The sequence below is a fragment of the Halodesulfurarchaeum formicicum genome, assembly GCF_001886955.1.
In the GTDB taxonomy this organism is placed as follows: Archaea; Halobacteriota; Halobacteria; order Halobacteriales; family Halobacteriaceae; genus Halodesulfurarchaeum; species Halodesulfurarchaeum formicicum.
Genome location: NZ_CP016804.1, coordinates 2,019,777 through 2,038,271, shown reverse-complemented (window position 1 = coordinate 2,038,271; position 18,495 = coordinate 2,019,777). Strand labels below are relative to the sequence as shown.

19 protein-coding genes and 3 pseudogenes are annotated in these 18,495 nt (G+C 65.5%); 10 read left to right on the top strand and 12 right to left on the bottom strand.

Translation table 11 applies throughout. The features are described from left to right. On the bottom strand, positions 1–882 hold the full coding sequence (htpX, locus tag HSR6_RS10475; RefSeq protein ID WP_070365822.1) for a zinc metalloprotease HtpX: 882 nt from the start codon (positions 880–882) through the stop codon (positions 1–3). Between the two features lie 85 nt (positions 883–967). Here htpX and HSR6_RS10470 point away from each other — a divergent pair, with 85 nt between their 5' ends. Further along, a complete protein-coding gene (locus HSR6_RS10470) occupies positions 968–2,062 on the top strand; it encodes a 60S ribosomal export protein NMD3 (protein WP_070365821.1) in 1,095 nt (364 codons plus the stop codon). After that, entirely contained in the window at positions 2,055–3,074 is a 1,020-nt protein-coding gene (locus HSR6_RS10465) for a class I SAM-dependent methyltransferase (protein WP_070365820.1), read from the top strand. Before HSR6_RS10470 ends, HSR6_RS10465 begins: the two co-directional genes overlap by 8 nt. Positions 3,075–3,354: 280 nt before the next feature. Here the strand turns inward: HSR6_RS10465 and HSR6_RS10460 are convergent, their stop codons facing one another. Continuing rightward, entirely contained in the window at positions 3,355–3,558 is a 204-nt protein-coding gene (locus tag HSR6_RS10460; RefSeq protein ID WP_071933570.1) for a DUF7561 family protein, read from the bottom strand. A 40-nt stretch (positions 3,559–3,598) separates the two neighbouring features. Beyond that, positions 3,599–3,772: a DUF5786 family protein gene (locus HSR6_RS11165; RefSeq protein WP_198400417.1), complete on the bottom strand. Its 174-nt coding sequence runs from the start codon at positions 3,770–3,772 to the stop codon at positions 3,599–3,601. A gap of 96 nt (positions 3,773–3,868) precedes the next feature. On the opposite strand from HSR6_RS11165, the gene HSR6_RS10455 reads away from it, so the two are divergent. Together HSR6_RS10455 and HSR6_RS11160 are read left to right on the top strand one after the other, a co-directional pair. Beyond that, complete coding sequence (locus tag HSR6_RS10455; protein WP_070365818.1) at positions 3,869–4,663, top strand: PHP domain-containing protein; 795 nt, start codon at positions 3,869–3,871, stop codon at positions 4,661–4,663. A gap of 32 nt (positions 4,664–4,695) precedes the next feature. Continuing rightward, on the top strand, positions 4,696–4,857 hold the full coding sequence (locus HSR6_RS11160) for a DUF6757 family protein (RefSeq protein ID WP_198400416.1): 162 nt from the start codon (positions 4,696–4,698) through the stop codon (positions 4,855–4,857). Here the strand turns inward: HSR6_RS11160 and alaS are convergent. The 4 genes and pseudogenes from alaS to HSR6_RS11250 form a co-directional block, all read right to left on the bottom strand. After that, a complete protein-coding gene (alaS, locus tag HSR6_RS10450; protein WP_071933569.1) occupies positions 4,854–7,628 on the bottom strand; it encodes an alanine--tRNA ligase in 2,775 nt (924 codons plus the stop codon). The two genes, HSR6_RS11160 and alaS, sit on opposite strands and share 4 nt — an antisense overlap. 46 nt (positions 7,629–7,674) lie before the next feature. Beyond that, a pseudogene (locus HSR6_RS11260) lies at positions 7,675–8,298 on the bottom strand (replication factor C small subunit); the annotation flags it as partial. A 3-nt stretch (positions 8,299–8,301) separates the two neighbouring features. Continuing rightward, positions 8,302–9,555, bottom strand: a pseudogene (locus tag HSR6_RS11255) (NUMOD3 domain-containing DNA-binding protein); the annotation flags it as partial. A 51-nt stretch (positions 9,556–9,606) separates the two neighbouring features. Next, positions 9,607–9,960, bottom strand: a pseudogene (locus tag HSR6_RS11250) (AAA family ATPase); the annotation flags it as partial. Between the two features lie 117 nt (positions 9,961–10,077). Between HSR6_RS11250 and HSR6_RS10440 the strand changes: the two are divergent. Genes HSR6_RS10440 through HSR6_RS10430 form a run of 3 tightly spaced genes read left to right on the top strand, consistent with a single transcriptional unit; the run spans position 10,078 to position 11,814 of the window. Further along, a complete protein-coding gene (locus HSR6_RS10440) occupies positions 10,078–11,205 on the top strand; it encodes a bactofilin family protein (protein WP_070365815.1) in 1,128 nt (375 codons plus the stop codon). Between the two features lie 40 nt (positions 11,206–11,245). Continuing rightward, a complete protein-coding gene (gene samp2, locus HSR6_RS10435) occupies positions 11,246–11,443 on the top strand; it encodes a ubiquitin-like small modifier protein SAMP2 (protein WP_070365814.1) in 198 nt (65 codons plus the stop codon). Next, on the top strand, positions 11,440–11,814 hold the full coding sequence (locus HSR6_RS10430; RefSeq protein WP_071933567.1) for a GNAT family N-acetyltransferase: 375 nt from the start codon (positions 11,440–11,442) through the stop codon (positions 11,812–11,814). Before samp2 ends, HSR6_RS10430 begins: the two co-directional genes overlap by 4 nt. A 59-nt stretch (positions 11,815–11,873) precedes the next feature. Here the strand turns inward: HSR6_RS10430 and HSR6_RS10425 are convergent, their stop codons facing one another. Continuing rightward, positions 11,874–12,428, bottom strand: a complete 555-nt coding sequence (locus HSR6_RS10425) for a mechanosensitive ion channel domain-containing protein (RefSeq protein ID WP_070365812.1) — start codon at positions 12,426–12,428, stop codon at positions 11,874–11,876. Between the two features lie 48 nt (positions 12,429–12,476). Then, the gene (locus tag HSR6_RS10420; RefSeq protein WP_071933566.1) at positions 12,477–13,859 is read right to left on the bottom strand and encodes a phosphoglucomutase/phosphomannomutase family protein; all 1,383 of its coding nucleotides are present in this window, start codon (positions 13,857–13,859) and stop codon (positions 12,477–12,479) included. Between the two features lie 280 nt (positions 13,860–14,139). On the opposite strand from HSR6_RS10420, the gene HSR6_RS10415 reads away from it, so the two are divergent. Further along, positions 14,140–14,307 (top strand): DUF1931 family protein, encoded by a 168-nt coding sequence (locus HSR6_RS10415; RefSeq protein WP_070365810.1) that lies wholly within the window; start codon positions 14,140–14,142, stop codon positions 14,305–14,307. A gap of 18 nt (positions 14,308–14,325) precedes the next feature. Here HSR6_RS10415 and rpiA read toward each other — a convergent pair whose 3' ends face one another. Next, positions 14,326–15,015 (bottom strand): ribose-5-phosphate isomerase RpiA, encoded by a 690-nt coding sequence (gene rpiA / locus HSR6_RS10410; protein WP_071933565.1) that lies wholly within the window; start codon positions 15,013–15,015, stop codon positions 14,326–14,328. Between the two features lie 38 nt (positions 15,016–15,053). Continuing rightward, positions 15,054–15,650 carry a protein sorting system archaetidylserine decarboxylase gene (locus HSR6_RS10405; protein ID WP_071933564.1) on the bottom strand — a complete coding sequence of 199 codons (597 nt, stop codon included), beginning with the start codon at positions 15,648–15,650 and terminating at the stop codon, positions 15,054–15,056. An 83-nt stretch (positions 15,651–15,733) separates the two neighbouring features. Between HSR6_RS10405 and priL the strand changes: the two genes are divergently transcribed. Further along, positions 15,734–16,798 (top strand): DNA primase regulatory subunit PriL, encoded by a 1,065-nt coding sequence (gene priL / locus HSR6_RS10400; RefSeq protein WP_071933563.1) that lies wholly within the window; start codon positions 15,734–15,736, stop codon positions 16,796–16,798. Here priL and HSR6_RS10395 read toward each other — a convergent pair. Beyond that, positions 16,795–16,995 (bottom strand): DUF7472 family protein, encoded by a 201-nt coding sequence (locus HSR6_RS10395; RefSeq protein WP_070365806.1) that lies wholly within the window; start codon positions 16,993–16,995, stop codon positions 16,795–16,797. The two genes, priL and HSR6_RS10395, sit on opposite strands and share 4 nt — an antisense overlap. 139 nt (positions 16,996–17,134) lie before the next feature. On the opposite strand from HSR6_RS10395, the gene HSR6_RS10390 reads away from it, so the two are divergent. Further along, a complete protein-coding gene (locus HSR6_RS10390; RefSeq protein WP_070365805.1) occupies positions 17,135–18,442 on the top strand; it encodes a phosphoribosylglycinamide synthetase C domain-containing protein in 1,308 nt (435 codons plus the stop codon). Positions 18,443–18,495: the final 53 nt, after the last annotated feature.

The following is an 18,495-nucleotide window of genomic DNA, read 5'->3' as shown; positions in this document are numbered from 1 at the left end:
TCAGGCCGTCTCCAGTTCCCGTTCGAGTTCGCGGAGCCGTTCGACCCGGTTCTCGGTGCTGGGGTGGGTGCTGAAGAGTTTGCCGACGATCCCGGCCTTGATCGGGATGATGAAGAAGGCGTTCATCTCGGCCTCGTCCCGGAGATCCTCCTTGGGAACCCGATCGATCCGGGTGTCGATTTTCAGCAACGCCGAGGCGAGTTTCGAGGGCTTCCCGCTGATCATCGCGGCCCCGCGATCCGCCGCGTACTCGCGATATCGCGAGAGGGCCCGGATCAGGAGGAAGGAGATGATCCAGACCACGATGGACACGGCGATCGCCACGAAGACCGGGGCCCCCCCGCCCTGGCGGTTCCGGCCGCCGGCGAACAGCCAGCCCCAGCGAACGACGATAAAGGCCATCGTCGAGAGGAACGAGGCGATCGTCATCACGGCCATATCGCGGTTCTTGATGTGGGAGAGTTCGTGAGCGAGGACCCCCTCTAGCTCCTCCTCGTCGAGGGTCTGCATGATCCCCGTCGTCACCGCGACGGCGGCGTGGTTCTTCGAGCGTCCGGTCGCGAAGGCGTTTGGCACCTGGGAGTCGACGACGGCCACTTTGGGCTTTGGCAGGTCTGCCTGCTGTGAGAGTCGCGAGATCGTGGCGTGTAGCTGTGGGTACTCCTCCTGGGTGACCTCTGTTGCGCCCATGCTCCAGAGGGTGAGTTTGTCGCTGAAGAACCACTGGACCAGCGAGAACCCACCGAAGAAGAGCAACATCATGGTCGCGCCGCCACCCAGATAGGCGGTGATCACGCCGGCGAAGACGATGTAGAGGGCAAACAGGAGGAACATCGTCACTCCCATCCGCAATCGCAGTCCCCAGTCCGATTTCCACTCCATGTGAGCGGTGTTTGCACATCGAGGTAGAAACCCCTTCCGGCCCATCGCGGGCCACTTAACAGCCTCCACGGCCTACCCCGGGCCAATGACGACCGAGTCCGGGGTCTTCTGTCCCCGCTGTGGTTCGCCCGTCGACCCCGAGCAGGCCGCGGCCTCGGAGCGCGGGCTCTGTACGGACTGCTATCTCGAAGATTTCGAACTGGTCGATGCCCCCGACACCGTCGAGGTAACCGTCTGTGCCCGGTGTGGGGCGGTCAAGCGGGGCGAGAAGTGGGTCGACGTGGGCGCACGTGACCTCACAGACGTGGCGATCGAGGAGGCCACCGCAGCCGTTTCGGTCCACCGCGAGGCCGAGGACGTTTCCTGGACGGTCGAACCCGAACAGATCGACCGCAACACAATCGTGTTGCACGCGACGTTCACGGGCGTGGTGCGTGGCCGCGAACTCACCGTCGAGCGACCGATCCGGGTCGCGATCGGCCGGGGCACCTGTCGCCGGTGTGGGCGCATCGCGGGCAACTCCTATGCGAGCATCGTCCAGGTCCGGGCGAGCGGCCGCAGGCCACGCGAGGCGGAAGCCGACCGGGCCGTGGAACTGGCCCACGAGATCACGACCGAGATGGCCGAGGGGGGCGACCGCGAGGCCTTCGTCACGGAGGTCAACGACTCGGGACACGGTCCGAACATCAAACTTTCGACCACCAAACTCGGACGCCGGGTGGCCACGAAACTCCGCGAGGAGTTCGGTGGCTCGATCTCGGACTCCGAGACCCTGGTGACCGAGGACGGCGACGGCAACGAGGTCTACCGCGTCACCTACGCCGTGCGACTGCCGGCCTTCCGGCCGGGCGATGTCATCACGGTGCCTGAAGCTACTGGCCCGGTGCTGGTCCAGGGCGTGCGGGGCAACCTCAAGGGGGTGGAACTGGGGAGTGGGGAGCCATTCGAAACTGCCTTCGACGACGGTCGAGTGCCCGATGCCCAACTGGTGGGCAACCGCGAGGACGCCGCCGAGACGACGGTCGTGTCGGTGCTCGACGAACATGCAGTTCAGGTGCTCGATCCCGAGACCGCCGAGACCCGAACTGTTCCCCGGCCGTCGTACTTCGACGCCGACGCCACAACCGTCTCCGTGATTCGCATCGACGGCGACCTCTATGTCCTCCCCGACAATGAGTAATCTCGCCGCAGTCGTCGCAAAACCGGACGTCGAGGTCGCCATCGCCTCGCTGCAGGAGGAAGGCATCCACGACGAGAGCCGTCGCCTGGTGGAACAGGACGAGGAGACGGTCGCGATCCCGGTCACCGAACCCCCGGCTGCCACCCGGGTCCGGGACGTGATCGAACAGGTCGATCCGGAACCCCGAGCGTCGGATCTCCCGACGCTGCTCGAAGCGCGTGGGTTCTCGCCCGCGGAGATCGAGGCCGCCCCGAGTTCCTGGGCGGTTATCGGCGACGTGATCCTCGTCCAGTTCGGGGAGTGCGGGCGTCGCGAGGCCGTGGCCGAGGCGCTTCTGGAGCTTCATCGCGGCGCGGACACCGTCCTCCACCGGGCGGGGATCGCGGGCGAGAAACGCGAGCCCACAGTGGAAGTCGTGGCCGGGTCGGGCGACACCGAGACTGTCCACACAGAACACGGGACGAAGTACGCTCTGGATCTCGCCCGGGTGATGTTTGCACCCGGAAACAAGACCGAACGGGCTCGTATGGGCGAGGTCGTCGAAGCGGGCGAACGCGTCCTGGACATGTTTGCGGGCATCGGCTACTTCTCGCTCCCGATGGCCCGGGCTGGCGCGCAGGTCACGGCCGTCGAGAAGAACCCCACGGCCTTCCAGTACCTCTCGGAGAACGCCCGGCTCAACGATGTGACAGACCGCCTGGAACTCATGCTGGGAGATTGTCGCGATGTCGTGTCCGTTCGCGCCGAGGCGGGCGAGCAGTACGACCGAATCGTGATGGGCTACTACGACGCCTTCGAGTACCTCGACCCGGCCATGGCGGTTCTGGCACCCGGCGGCACACTTCACATGCACGAAGCCACTCCCGACGCCCTGCTCTGGGACCGGCCGGTCGAGCGCCTCGAAACGGCGGCCGAAGCGGCCAACCGGACCGTGCTCGAAATCGACCGCAGGCGGGTGAAGACCCATAGCGAGGGCGTCACCCACATCGTGCTCGACGCCACGATCGAATGACTGGGGCCTGCTCGACGGGCCGATCGAATGACTGGGGCCTGCTCGACGGGCCGATCGAATGACTGGGGCCTGTGCTCGATGTCCCGATCGAGTGACTGGGCCTGTGCTCGATGTCCCGATCGAGTGACTGGGGCCTGCTCGACGGGTCGGCGAGGACGGGGAAACGGCTAACTCGCTCCAGGAGAACCATTCCGTATGGATCGTGAACAACTCATGGCGCTGTTTCTGGTCGTCCTGATGCTCGGCTCCGTCCTGGCCTACGGCGTCTCCTTTTTCTGAGCTACGAGTCCCCGAGTGCTGCGACGTCGGCTGCCGTCGCTTCTTCGGGCAGGGCCTCGATACAGTCAAAACAGAGCAGGTGCTCGGATCCGTCGGGTAGTTCCAGGGTCATACCGCTCGTGTGAGTCGGCTCCGTCGACCAGATGTTCGCGATGCCGCCGGCGACGGAGATCTCGACGCCACACCCATCACACGTCTGGGTCATGCCCTGATCTGGGGCCCGTCCGGGAAAACACTGGGGGCGATCACCCGTCGCTGATCTCGTGGAACTGATCGAGCAGCGCCTCGGCGGACTCCCCCGAGTCGAACTCGACCGAGCCGTGATAGGTCGACCTGGTATCCGCTTCCGAGAGGTCGACGGACGAGTTCTTCCGCTCACGCCGCTCGTGTTCCTGCTCGTCGTAGGCACCTAGTGACATGGGAAGTGTACCCACTACTTGTGTGGGTGTGGTTATCAATGTATCGGCGATTTCCGCCGGCGAAAGGCGTATGCACTCGCCCGTTCCCGGTCCGGTATGGTCTATGCGGATCTCCACGTCCATACCGAGAACTCCGATGGCACCCTCTCCATCGAGGCGGTGCCGCGGGCCGCCAGGGCTGGGTCAGTGGCTGTGGTGGGCGTGACCGACCACGATCGGCCCCATCCCGACCTCGAGGCGCCGGTCGTCGAGCGGGACGGCGTAACTATCGTGCACGGCATCGAGTTGCGGGTGGAGACTCCGTCCCAGCGGATCGATCTGCTGGGCTATGGCCTCGACCCGACGCCCGAGCTCCGGGCTGAGACCGAGCGGTTGGCCCGGAATCGTCGAGAACGGGCTCACGAGATCGTGGCCTGTCTGGAGGCCGAGTTGGGCATCGACCTCGACCTCGGGATCGACGGCCGAACCGGTCGCCCACACATCGCCCGGGCGGTGGTCGAGCACCCGGAGGCGGACTACCAGACGGTCGAGAGGGTGTTCCAGGACCTGATCGGGACCGACCGCCCCTGTTTCGTTCCGCGGGCGATCCCGGATTTCGACCGCGGCGTCGAACTCCTCTCGGGGGCCGCGGACCTGCTCAGCCTGGCCCACCCGTTTCGGTACGCCGACCCGGCCGCCGCGCTCGCTCGCTGTAGCCGGCTCGATGCGGTCGAACGGTACTATCCCTACGGGGCTGACGTGGTGGACCAGCCGCTGCTCGAATCGGCTATCGAGGACCACGGGTTGCTGGTGACTGGCGGGAGCGACGCCCACGGCACCGAAATCGGGGCCGCCGGCCTCGATCGCGCGGACTACGAATCCATCGCGGCCCGGATTTCGCCCGAGCCGTGAGGTTCAGGGTGCTCGGGCCGCTTGGCTCTCGTATGGAGTGTCACTACTGTGGGCGCACCGCCGATGTCACCGTCGAATCCGACGGTGTCCGGGTCGGACTCTGTGAGGACCACTTCAAGGAACGGCTCGAGGAACTCTCCGAGTCGGCGGCGTTCGAGGACCTCCAGGACGAACTCGATATCGACCGCGCCTAGTTGGCTTCGGCCCGTGACTCCAGGAGTTCGGGCACTGCCTCCAGAGCCTCGTCCAGCGCGTCGACGTTTGGCCCGCCACCCTGTGCGAAGTCGGCCGGGCCACCCCCGCCGCCGCCGACTCGACTGGCGAGTTCGGAGACGACCGCACCGGCGTTGACCGGGGCCCCGTCCGGTGCGGCGACGACGAACTGCGCCCCGTCGACCCCGCTTGCGACCACTGCTATCGTGCCGTCTTCGGCGAGGGCGTTGGCCGTCGCCCGGAGTTCGTCCATGTCCACGTCCAGGCGTTTGATTACGGCCTCCCACTCGCCGACCGAGACCCGTTCGCCGCTCTCGGCTCCGGCGGCCCGGGCTTCTGCGAGTTGTTCTTTCAGCTGTTCGATCTGCTTGCCGCGTTCCTTCCACTCCTCGAAGAAGCGTTCGGCAGTCGCCGGTACGTCGGCCGGCGAGACGTCGAAGGTTGCTGCAGCCGCCAGGAGATCCCGCTCCATCGACTCGACGTGCTCGACCGCGGCCTCGCCGGCGGCGAAGGTGAGTCGCTCGACCCCGTCCTGCACGCGTTCGGTCGAGAGGATCTTGATCGCCCCGATCTCGCCCGTGCGAGCGACGTGGGTGCCGCCACAGGCCTGGACGTCCTCGCCGACGTGGATCAGGCGGATGTTCTGCCCGGCCGGAATGCCACCCTGATAGAGGTCAAAGCCGTAGGTCTCCTCGGCCTCGTGGCGGTCCGGCCACTCCTGATGGACATGGAGGTCCTCCATCACGGTCCGGTTCGCCCGCCGCTCGATCTCCTCGACTGTCTCCCGGTTCAGTCGCTCGAAGTGCCGAATGTCGATTCGCGAGGAATCCGTGCCCTTCTGGGCTCCGGCCTGTCGGACGTGATCGCCCAGGACCGACCGGGCGGCGTCGATGACCACGTGGGTGGCGGTGTGATGGCGCATCAAGCGTCGCCGGCGCTCCACGTCGATCTGGCCGGTCACGAACTCGCCCTTGCCGGGGTTGTCGTCCGTGTGGTGACGTATCACGCCGTCCTCGATCTGCACGTCCAGGACCGTGACGGTGTTCTCGCCGGTCGAGAGGGTGCCATGATCGGCCGGCTGGCCCCCACCTTCGGGATAGAACATTGTCTGATCGAGGACCACGTCATACCCCTCCTCGCGCTCGAAGACATCGAGGACGATGGCCTCGAACTCGGTCCGGTACTGGTCGTCGTAGTAGAGTTGCTCGGTCTCGGGCAGGTCGGCAAACCGGGAATCGCGGGTCTCCTGGGCTGTCTCCCCGCCCTCCTTGTCGTGGCGTTCGGCGACGAGGCCGTAGAAGTTATCGGGGGTCTCGACCGCAACGCCGTACTCGGCGGCGATCTCCTCGACCATGTCCGGCTGAATGCCATGTGAGTCATAGAGCTCCACGAGGGCCGACTCGGGAATCGGCGTGCCGGATTCGGCGTGCTCCTCGGCGAGCTGGCGCACCCGTCGGCCGCCCCGTTCGAGGGTCTCCTGGTACTTCTCGACCTCCGAATCGACGATGTCCCGGATCGTCTCCCGGTTCTGATACTCCAGGCGCTCGGCCTGCATGTCGACCAGGTCGGCGATCGGAACCTCGATGTCGACCGATTCGAGGAGCCGGACGGTGCGACGGAGGACCATCCGGGCCAGATAGCCCGTGCCCACGTTCGACGGGACGATCCCGTCCCCGAACATGTATGCGAGCGTGCGGGCGTGGTCGGCGATCGCGTAGATGTCCTCCAGGGGCGACATGAGCTCGTCGATGTAGGCGGCCTCGACGTCTAGCTCCGCGGCGATCGTCTCCCGGGCGGCGTCCACGTCCTCGACCTCGTCGATGTCGAGTCGGCCGGCGAGCTTTGAGGCGCGATGGATCAGTGCCTCCTCCTCGGCGGTGAGCTCGATCGCCGCTTTCTCCTTGAGGAACTCGATCATCTCGGGGTAGATCGCCTCGTAGACGGTGGGTGTCCCCTGGCTCACCCAGGTCCACCGCTCCAGCCCGTAGCCCGTGTCCACGATGTAGGTGTCCATCGGGCTGTAGCGGTTGCCGTCTTTCATCTCGTACTCGCCCTCGGGGTCCTGCTCCATCGACATGAAGACGAGCGTGGCGAGTTCCGCCCCGCGATACAGCACCTCGAAGGCCGGGCCGGCGTTGCCCCCGCCGACCCACGGATCCTCGATGTAGGTGATCTCTTCGGGGTCCACGCCCATCTCGACGAAGAACTCATCGCAGAGTTCGACGGTCTCGTCCTTCCAGTAGACCTCGCCGTCGTAGGCGTACTCCTGGTCTGCGTCCTCGCGGACGTTGAAGGTGTGGTGGGCCATCATCTCGAAGGCCATCGTGTGTCGACCCGTCTTGCCCACGTTGTCGATGTCCTGCATCCGGATGCAGGGCTGGCTGATCGTCAGCGGATTCGCCGGTGGCGGGGTCTTCCCGCTGGTCACGAGGGGCTGGAAGTCATAGATCGAGGCCTGAGTGAGCAACACGTCGTCCCGCCAGCGGTTCGCGGCCACTGGGTAGGGCTCGATACGCTCGTGATCGTGGGCCTCGAAGAAGGAGAGGAACTTCTCGCGCATCTCCTCGAGGGTGTACTCCCGGTCGAGGCTGGGGTTGTCGATGAACTCGTACTCGTCACAGGGGGGCTCCCCGCAGGTCTCCCGGTCGGGATCGCGAGTCCAGAAGAAGCTGCCACACTCCGAACACTGCTTCCGGACAAAGTCCTCCGTCTCGAAGTATTCGAGACGGTAGGCCTCCTCGAGGTCGCTCATTGCAGGGTAGTGGCCGATGCTGGGGTAAAACAGTTCCGGGAGCGTGTTACTCCTGGTCGTTGGCGGCCAGCGCGACCGAGGCCAACAGCGCTTCGAGCTGAACCTGCTCGTTGGCCCCGGCACTGATGCGGTAATCGGCCTCGCCCAGCCGATCCATAAGCTGCACGGCGGCCGCCTCGTCCAGATCGAACTCCCAGACCGAGCGATGGAGCTGATCGATGATGTCCCCGCCGGCCAGACCTCGTTCGGTGATCAACTCGACCAGCCGCGCCCGCGCCCCCGTGAAGTCCCCGTCGAGGGCCCGCTCGATCATCGCCTCGATCTCCTCCGGGCGAGCGGTGCTCGTGATCGCATAGACGGCCTCCTCGTCGACGACGCCGCCCGATGCCGCGGCGGCCTGCAAGGCGTTGATGGCCCGTCGCATGTCCCCGTCGGCGGCATACGCCAGGGCCTCCAGCCCCGTCTCGGTGAACTCGATGCCCTCGATCTCGGCGATCTCACGGATCCGGTCGATCACTGCCGCGTCGTCGATCGGCGAGAATCGGAAGACGGCACAGCGGGACTGGATCGGGTCGATGATCTTCGAGGAGTAGTTACAGGAGAGGATAAAGCGGGTGTTCTTCGAGAACTGCTCCATCGTGCGCCGAAGCGCTGATTGAGCGTCCGAGGTATTATGCGTCAAGATACCATTACCCAGCATGAAGTTGGGCGTCCCCTCCATGCTGATATTGTAGGCTTTGCCCCGGTGGCTATATTCGATATTGCTCACCTCGACTGTGTCTACTGATTGTGCACCACCATCGGCGACAAGTGACGGCTCGAATTCGTCCCTCGTGTAATGTTCGTGATGGGGGAGCTCTTCATCACCGATGACGACGAACTGGTACTCCTCACCGTAGGTCCGCAGGAACTCCTTAACCTTCTCAGTTTGGCCCCATAACTCGGCAACTCCTTTCACTTCGATGACTGTTTCACCGACGAGAAAGTCGGGGTGGAACATCGAATCGGACAGCTCAAACTCCGGCTCGTATTCGTACTCTACGTCGGCGTCCTGTAGTGCTTTGGCGACTTCGTATTCCCAGTTTGACCGAACCAGATGGCCGAGTTCCTCGCTGTACCTAACGTTCGACCCCCCCGTGGGTGGGTGGCCTTGTAACGCCTCGGAGACCTTCTGTGCGACCTCCGGGTCACGCATCGGATTGTTATCTCCGCTGATGTCACAGACCGGATAGTCACAGCTCTCGGCCGTTTCCGCAACTATCCGTTCTTTCTCATCCGCATCAAGGCTGTCCCACCACGCTGCGGAGGACCGGCCGATCTGTTCTTTGACCGCTTCGGCATCCGCATCAACGACCCAGTCCTCCCAGGTCGTCTCGGATCGTCTCTCACTGATCTTCTCCCGGAACGCCTCGATGGACTCCTCGTCCATCTCCCAGATAGAGACCCCGTGGAACTCACCGCCGTAATTCGGGTTGTTTTCGCCTTCGAGTCGGCCATCAGAGAGCTTTTCGACGATTTTTTCCCGACGCTCGTCCGACCAGGATGTTCCGTACATGGGGTTATCCTCCCCTTTCATCTCCTGGCTGTGCCCCTCGTTCTTACATTCGACCGAGCAGAACCGTCCCGCCGTCCAGTCGCCACAGGTCTCACAGCGCGAAACGCCGATGTCGTCCTTGAAGTCGGCGATCCGGTCCCCCGCTGAGAGTTCTTGGAGTTCTTTCTCGACGAGTGTCCCGTCTTCTCCGACGACAAAAAACGGGTGGCTGAGACTCGCTAGGACATCCCGCCCGTCGGACAGTTCGACCTCGAAGAAGTCTGCAACGCCCGAGTCGACGAGTTTCCCCTTGTCTGATTGAACCTCGTTCGTCTCGAAGTCGACTGATGGTATCGGTTCGCCGTCTTTGGCCACCTCTTCGATGGGCTTCACTTCTGGAGCTGACGGGTACCCTGTGACGACGTCGGTACCGGGAGGGACACAAAGCGCGTCTGCCTCATCAAGGAAGATGATCCGATAGTTGTACCCGCCAAAGGAGGTGCGGGCAAAATCCTTGATCCGCTCGCGAACGACGTCGATCCCGCGCTCGTCGGAGGCGTTGAGTTCGAGGAAGTTCTCCTGCCAGTCCTCGCCGTACAGCTCTTTGGCGATGGCCTGGGCTGTTGCCGTTTTCCCGGTCCCGGCTGGCCCCGCAAAGAGCAAGTTCGGCAAATCGTCCCGTTCGACGTAACTTTGCATCCGCGAGATGATATCCTCGTGGCCGACCACGCCGTCCAGGCGCTCGGGCCGGTACTTCTCGACCCAGATCTCGTCGCGCCCGGCCGCGGACTCTGTCATGGCCCGAATTGGGTCCCTCGTGCTCTTAAAGTCCCCGAGACGGTGTGGCGGGCTGGTTTCGGCCTGCCATTTCGTGTCAGCCCACATTTATTGTTTGTCCAATCTAATATAGGGGACATGAACCACCACACTTCGCGCAGTCGAATCGCTGTCATCCTCCTCGTCGTCTTGCTTTCGCTGGGTCTGGGGATCGGCCCGGCCGCCGCCCAGACCGGCAGCACCGACTCGACGATGATGAGTGGCACCGTGATCGTCGACGCGGACGAGACCGTCGAGGGCTTCACGGTGATGGCGGGGACGATCGTGGTCCGGGGCACCGTCACCGGCGATCTAGAGGGCTTCGGCGGTGACGTGGTCGTCGCCGAGTCCGGGGTCGTGCAAGGCGATTTGAGCGTGGCGAGTGGCTCGCTCCGGATCGCCGGGGCCGTCGATGGCAGCGTCTCGGCCGGGACGGGTTCGCTCGTCCTCACGCCGACGGGCCGGGTCGGCGGTGACTTCTCGGCCGGTGCCGGGTCGGTCCTCATCGAGGGGCAAATCGACGGCAACGCGGACGTCGGGGCCGAGACGATTACGCTGGGCCCGACTGCGGTCATCGGTGGCGAACTCCGGTACGACGGCGCGCTCACCCAGCAAACCGGCGCGACCGTCGGCGGGTCGGTGGTCCAGGACTCCGAACTCGGCACGTTCGGGCCAGTGGGTGTCTCCGGCTACTCCTGGCCGACGATGGGCTGGCTCGACGCCGTCTATGGGCTCTTCGCCAACCTGCTACTGGGCGCGGTCTTGCTGTTCCTCGTCCCCTCGTTCTCCGAGGGGGTGGCGACCCGGGCCACCGAATCGACCGGTCGCTCGGCGCTCGTCGGGCTTCTCGCCCTGTTGGGAATTCCGGTCGTCCTCGTGCTCATCGCGGTGACCATCGTCGGTATCCCGCTCGCGGTGCTGGGCGTTTTCGCCTACCTCTTCCTGCTCTGGGCCGGGGTGGTCTATGGCGAATACGCCGTCGGCCACTGGCTTTTGGCCCGGCGAACCGACCCGCCGAACCGGTGGTACGCACTCGGCCTCGGACTCCTGCTCTTCACGATCCTCGGGGCCGTCCCCCTCATCGGTGGCCTGTTCGTCCTGGCCGCGCTGCTGGTGGGGATGGGCGCGCTGGCGTCGGCACTCTGGGGTTCGGCCCGTCGGCGACGTGGTTCGGGTGCGACGCCGACGACGGCCACTGACGACACGGACACGGCCAGCCCGGCCTGAGCCGGCACCCCTATTATCGTCGGTCCAATATCCCGCGCCAATGCAGGTGACCGTAAACGTGATCGGCGAGGGAAGCGAGACGGTCACAGTCGATGACCCCGCCTATGGGGACCTCCTGGCGGCCGTCGATCTCAGCCCGCACGAGGCTAGCGTGTTCGTCGACGGCCAGCCGAAACCGGCCGATGGCAGCGTCACCGAGGCCGAGGTGCAGGTCGTCCGACTCGTCCGCGGGGGATGATCGTCGAACCGGCCCAGGCGGGTGAGCTGGCGGCCGTGATGAACGTGCTCGACGGGGCGGACCTCGCCATCGAGGTCGGACACGTGGAGCAAGCAATTGGGGCGGAGCAGGTACTTCTCGCCCGATCGAGGGCGGGGACGGTGCTGGCCGCGCTCGTCGGCTGCGCTCGGGAGGATTCGACTCGAATCGAGGCCATCGCGGTTCGACCGGGCCGGCGGGGACAGGGCATCGGTACGGCACTGATCCGCGCGGCGGGTGAGCGATGGGGCACGCTGACGGCCGAGTTCGACCCGCCGCTCGCACCGTTTTACCGGCAGGCCGGGTTCGAGATCGAGGGCACTGATCGGTGTCACGGCCGGCGGTGGCCGTGACATCCACCTCGCCTGAAGCGGGGGTTTCTCGCTGGTCTCCGCAATCTGTCCAGCAGTTCCTACTGTTCGGCCCGCTGGGTCCAGCGCTTTTCGACGTCGCGGTTCGCGACGACGACCAGGTCCTCGTTTTCGGTTCGGATCCGTGTCTTTCGGAGGTCGACCTGGACGATCGTCCCCGTGATCGAGGCCGTCTCCACGGCATCGCCGACGTTGAAATCGGGATCTCGGAGGAGATACACGCCGGCAACGGTGTCAGCGATCATCTCCTTGAGTGCGAAGGCCACTCCAAGCGCGATGAACCCGGTGGCGGTCCCCAGGCTGGCCGCGACCTCGCCCATCCCGAGGATCTTCAACAGGACGAGCAGCGCCCCGAACCAGAGCAACCCGCCGATGATCACGATCGCGAGATCCACGATCATGTCCTGTTCGGCCGGATACGCCCGATCGAGCACCCGACGCAGGACGCCCAAAATCGATTTGATCGCCACCCAGGCCAGACTCACGAAGAGCAGCCCGGAGAACAACCGCGGCAGCGACTCGCGCAGGGCCGCGAGGAACTCCGCGAACGCACCGCCCAGAAGTGCGGTGGCTCCATTCCAGGCAAGCAGGGTCATACCATACGCTGCGTGCAGGCGGTGCAAAAAGGGCGGGGCCTCCGGGGGTTACGAGTTCACGAGTGGTTCGACGAGCTCCTGACCGGCCGCGAGGAGGGCCTGGACCCGCTGTTCGCTCTCCGCTTCGGCGTAGACCCGCATCTTGGGCTCGGTCCCGCTGGGCCGGACCAGCAGCCACGAGCCGTCGTCGAGGAGCGCCTTGACGCCGTCGGCGGGGTTGACCGACTCCACTTCCCGGTCGGCGATCGTTTCGGGGAGGGTCTCGGCCAGTTCGTCGATCACCCGGGTCTTCGCTGCGTCGGGGCAGTCCACGCTCACCTTGTCCTGGTGGATTTCGCCGTGTTCCGCCCGCAACTCGTCGAGCCGGTCGTCGAAGGGCCGCTCAGACTCGACGGCGGCTGCGAGCAGCCCCATCAGCACCCCGTCTTTCTCCCGGATGTGGCCCCGGATGGAGAAGCCGCCGGACTCCTCCCCGCCCATCAGCGCGTCGTGCTCCGCCATCGCCTGGGCGACCCACTTGAACCCGACCGGCGTCTCGATCACGTCCTCGCCGTGGGCCTGGGCCACCCGGTCGATCAGGAAGGTCGTCGAGACGGTACGAACGGCGGGTCCGGACTGGCGTTCGAGCAGGTGATCGTAAGTGGCGGCGAAAAACAGGTTCTCGTCGAGTGTGCCCCGTTTGGGGGTGACGATCGCGACCCGGTCCGCGTCGCCGTCGTTGGCGATCCCCAGGTCGGCCCCGGTCTCCCTGACCACCTCGGCGAGGCCCGCGAGATTCTCGGGACTGGGTTCCGGCGGCGTCCCGCCGAACGCCGCGTCGAGTTCGCAGCGCCGGCGCCGAACACTGGCACCGGCCGCTTCGAGCAACTGGTCGGTCACACCGCGGCCGCTGCCGTGCATGGCGTCATAGACGATCGAGAGCCCCGAAAGGTCCGGATCGAGCAGGTCCATCGCGTGCTCGGCATGGGGGCCCTGGAAGTCCACTTCCCGAATGGTGCCCCAATCCGCCTCCGGGGCCGGGTTCGGCGGTGCGAGCCGCGATTCGATGTCCGCCGTGACCGCTGGCATGGCAGGGGCGGCGTCCGCCGGGAAGAACTTGATGCCGTTGTACTCCGGTGGGTTGTGCGAGGCCGAGATCACCAGTCCGCCGGCCAGGTCTCGGTCCCTGATGGCGTATGCCACGAGCGGCGTCGGGACGTCCCGCTCGGGGAGCAACACCTCGTGGCCATTGACCGCGAGCACGCGGGCGACCTCCTCGGCGAAGCCCCGTGAACTCTCCCGGGCGTCATAGCCCACCGCGACTGGCTCGCCGGCCGCCCCCTCGGCCGCGAGGTGGCTGGCCGTCGCCTGGGCGACCATCCGAACCCGTCGGTTCGTGAACGTATCCAGGGTCGCCCGCCACCCCGAGGTGCCAAAGGAGATCTGCTCCATAGCCGGTGGCTAGGGGCCGGTGGAAAAAACCGCTCCGGTCGCCAATCCCGGTGGAAAATCGCCGTTCCGTCGCCCGATTTCGCCGTTCGAGCCCGCCCGTTTCGAATCGTAAAACGGTGGCGTTGGCTCTTTATTGGGCCGAAATCGGGGGTTTCGCCGTTTCTGGAACCGATCGTGGCCGGGCCCCATTCACGTAGCATTTGCGGTGTACGGACAGTTCGGGCTCTATGCTGCTTGATTTGAGAACGTTTATTACGGGCCGTAGGGAAAAACGAGGCGTATGGCAGATCTGATCGTCAAAGCCGCCGTGAAGGAAGCACTCGACGACAAAAACGTATCCTCTGACTTCTACGACGCGCTCGACGAGCGTGTCGACGACCTCCTCGCCGACGCCGCCCGTCGCGCCGAGGAGAACGGTCGAAAGACGGTGCAGCCGCGCGACCTGTAACCCGGCTCACCCGTCTTTTCAGTTCGTTTCGAGGACCCGTACACCGTTGGGTCCGCCCACGACGATTTCGTCCGCGAGATCGACGAACAGCCCGTGTTCTAGCACGCCCGGCACCGAAGCGAGCGAGGCTCCCAGCGCCGCTGGGTCCGCAATTCGCCCGAAGTCCACGTCGAGAACGACGTTCCCGTGCTGTGTGATCACGGGTCCGTCCTTCCGGCCCGCGTCCCGGAGGGTTGGCTCGCCGCCCAGATCCCTGATTGCGGCCATCGCCGTGGGCCGGGCTTCAGGAACCACTTCCACGGGGACCGGATGGGTGAGTTGATCGGCCAGTTTGCCGTCGTCGACGACCACGACGAACCGATCGGCCGCCGCGTCGACGATCTTCTCCTGGGCGTGGGCGGCCCCGCCGCCTTTGATCAACTGCCCCGCGACCACCTGGTCCGCCCCGTCGATGGCGATGTCGACGCCGTCGACGGCATCGAGGGCCGTAAGCGGAATACCCGCATCGAGTGCGAGTGCCCGGGACTGGTAGGACGTGGGGATTCCCTGGATATCCAGGCCCTGTTCGACCGCCTCGCCGAGCGCCTCGATCGTGTAGGCCGCGGTGCTTCCGGTCCCCAGTCCAACCACGTCACCTGTCCTGACCATTTTGGCCGCTCGCTCGCCGGCCCGTCGCTTCCGCGCGGCCCTGGTACCCCCGTCGCTCATAACTGGGTGACCGCCCCCGACCGACAAAAAGCCGCGGATCAGTGCTGGGGGTCCTCAGCCAGCACGGACTCTCCGGCCCGAACCGTCTCGCCTGTCTTGACGGTGACATCAGCCATCTCGAATCGCGGTGGCAGCAGCACGTCGGCCCGGCTCCCGAAGGAGACGTGACTGATCCGCTCGCCTCGCGACACCGTCGCCCCGGACTGGACGTGGGGGTGAATCCGCCGGGCCACGGTGCCGGCGATGAGTGTCACTCGCAGCTCCTCGTAGTCGATGTGAAGCCGTTCGTTTCGCTCTGCCTCCTTCGAGAACGCCGGCCAGTGGCCGCCGGGAACGTGCTCGACGCCAGTGATCTCCCCGGCGACCGGCGAGCGGTTCACGTGCACGTCGGTGACGTTCATGAACACGCCCACCCGAACCCGATCCCCCTCAGTGCGGAGCACCGTCACCGTGCCGTCAGCCGGCGACAGGACGCCCGAATCGGGGGGCTCCCGGTCCGGGTCGCGGTGGAACCAGACGACGAACCCGCCGAGTACCAGCCCGAAAAGCCCCCAGATCGGGGCGAAAACGAGCCCGAGCCCGCCGAGTGCCAAAAGCGGCGCGGCGAGTCGCCAGGTACCGGGAGCCAGATCCATACCCGTCCTTCACCGCCCGCCGAGTAGGGCCTTTCGAACGATCGGGCGAGGCCTTTATCGGCATCGAGTGGGAACTCCCGTCGATGGACGCCTACCACGCCCGTTACCCGTTCCTCCGGGCGGCCAGAGCGGCCGTCGAGGAGGCCGGCGTGGACCTCTCGGAGCTTGTCCGGACCGACGACGCAGTTGTCGATCGGGCCCGCGAGCGCGTCGAACGGGCGCTCACGGATCGGGAGATCGGCCCGGCGTCCCGATCGACCCGGGTCGAGTTGCTCTCCTATCCCGTCGCCCGCGTGATCGCCTCGCTCGTCGACGCGAACATCGTGAGACAGCGCTACGCCGAGGCGGAGGCCACGGCCGCCCGCGAGCGGTTCCAGGCCGATTTCGCGGATAGCGAGGAGATCAATTCGGTCGGGGCCCCCTCGCTGGACCGGGAGACGCTCCTCCGGGAGTTCGACCTGGAGTCGGCGGTCCGCCGGGCCGACGGGGGATTCGAGATGGCCGTCAGCGACTATCTGACCTACGCGGCGTCGCTCCGCCCGAGCAAGTGGCGACTCTCGACCCGTGTTCTCGCGGACGGCTGGGTTTCGATCACGGCCGACGAACTGGACCGGTTGCTCCAGCAGGCCGTGGAAACGCGAGTCGAGAGCGGGCTCCCGCTGTCGGTCCCCGATTCGATCGCGACGGAACTGACCGCGGCTGTCACCGCGATCGAACGCACACTGGAGGAACTGGATCTCACGCGGGAGATCGACACGGTCGTGCCGGAACTGTTCCCGCCCTGTATGCAACACCTGCTCGACCGGGTGCAATCCGGTGAGCACCTCGCCCATCACTCCCGCTTTGCGATCACGTCCTTTCTCACGAACATCGGCCTGCAGACCGACGAGATCGTCGAACTCTACCGGACGAACCCGGGGTTTGGCGAGGAGATGACCCGCTATCAGACCGATCACATTCGGGGCGATTCCAGCCCGACCGAGTACACGGCCCCGGCCTGTGCGACGATGGTCGCCTACGGCGACTGTGTCAATCCCGACGATCTCTGTGATGCGATCTCACACCCGCTCTCGTACTACGAGGTCAAACTCGACGACGAGGCCGAGGACCACACCGACTGGCGCGAACGGGCCGAGGCCGAGGACTAGTCCTCGTCCAGAAAGAGCAGTCCAAGCGCGCCCATGACGACGACGAAGGCGACGATCCCGCCGACCATCACGAAGGTCCCCATCGGTTCTCCCTCGCCGGCCCCCATGAGGCTTCCGACGACGAGAAACCCGACGAAGACGGCGACCCCGATCACGGCGAGCCCCGCCTCGCGGAGGGCCTGGCCTTCGATTTCCATGCCACCTGGTTCCGGACCGGCGGCAAAAAAGCCGTCGAAGGTCGGCTGGGGGAGTGCGCTGACCGTGATCCGCTCCGGTACGTATTAAGTCGGCTGCAACCATTGGTACTTGGTAACGGAGCTAAAGCGACCACGACCGATGGACACCCACAACTTCCTCTTCGTCTCGGCCGACGCGGCACTGATCACCGACCTGGCCTGGCAGGTTCACCGGGAGGGCCACGACGTGAAGTATTACATCGAGGCCGAACGTGATCGGGAGATCGGCACCGGGTTCGTCCCGAAGACCGAGGACTGGCGCGCGGAGGTCGAGTGGGCCGACGTGATCGTCTTCGACGACATCTGGGTCGGTTCGAGCGTCGGGACGGGGGCGCTCGCCGCGGAGCTTCGGGAGGCGGGCCAGGCCGTGATCGGCGGCACGCCCAACACCGACCGCCTCGAGGACGATCGCGGATATGCGATGGACGTGCTCGAAGACCATGGGGTGACCACCGTCGAACACCATAGTTTCAGGGACTTCGAGGCCGGCATCCAGCACGTCCGGGACCACCCGGCTCCGTACGTCATCAAGCCGCTCGGGGAGGTCCAGAACGTCAAGCGACTCCTCTACGTTGGGCGCGAGGACGACGGCAGCGACGTCATCGACGTGCTGCAGGCCTACAAGACGGCCTGGGGCCACCGGATGAAGGGATTTCAGCTCCAGCGGCGTGTCGAGGGCGTCGAAGTCGCCATCTGTGGCTTCTTCGACGGCGAGCGCTTTGTCGATCGAGTCAACTTCAACTTCGAGCACAAGAAACTCTTCCCGGGAAACATCGGGCCCTCGACCGGCGAAATGGGTACCTCGATGTTCTGGGCCGGGAAGAACCGGCTGTTCCGGGAGACCCTGGGCAAACTCGAAGACTGGCTCGCCGCGGAGGGCTATGTGGGGAGCATCGATCTGAACTGCATCGTCAACGAGAACGGGATCTATCCACTGGAGTTCACCCCCCGGTTCGGGTACCCGACGATCGCCCTGCAGGAGGAATCGATCGAGTCCTCGACGGGCGAGTTCTTCTACGCGCTGGCTCACGGCAACGACCCCGAGCCGACCGTCCACCGGGGCTATCAGGTCGCCGTTCGCATCGTCCTGCCACCCTTTCCCTTCGACGACGAGCAGACCTACGACGAGAACTCCCGGAACGCGGCCGTGGTCTTCGAGGTGGGCCGCGAGGGGATTCACCTGGAGGACACCAAACGGGTCGACGGCCAGTGGCGGGTCGCCGGCGAGAGCGGCATGCCACTCGTCGTGACCGGCAAAGGCGAGACGATGCAGGCGGCTCGCCAGCAGGCCTACGAGCGTGTCGACCACGTTTTGATGCCCAACATGTACTACCGGGACGATATCGGCGAGCGCTGGATCGACGGCGACGGCGACCGGCTACAGGCGTGGGGGTATCTGGGTCCGTAAACGAACGGGAGTGGGACCGGGAGGCTTATCCGGCGATCCAGCAAACCGGCTGA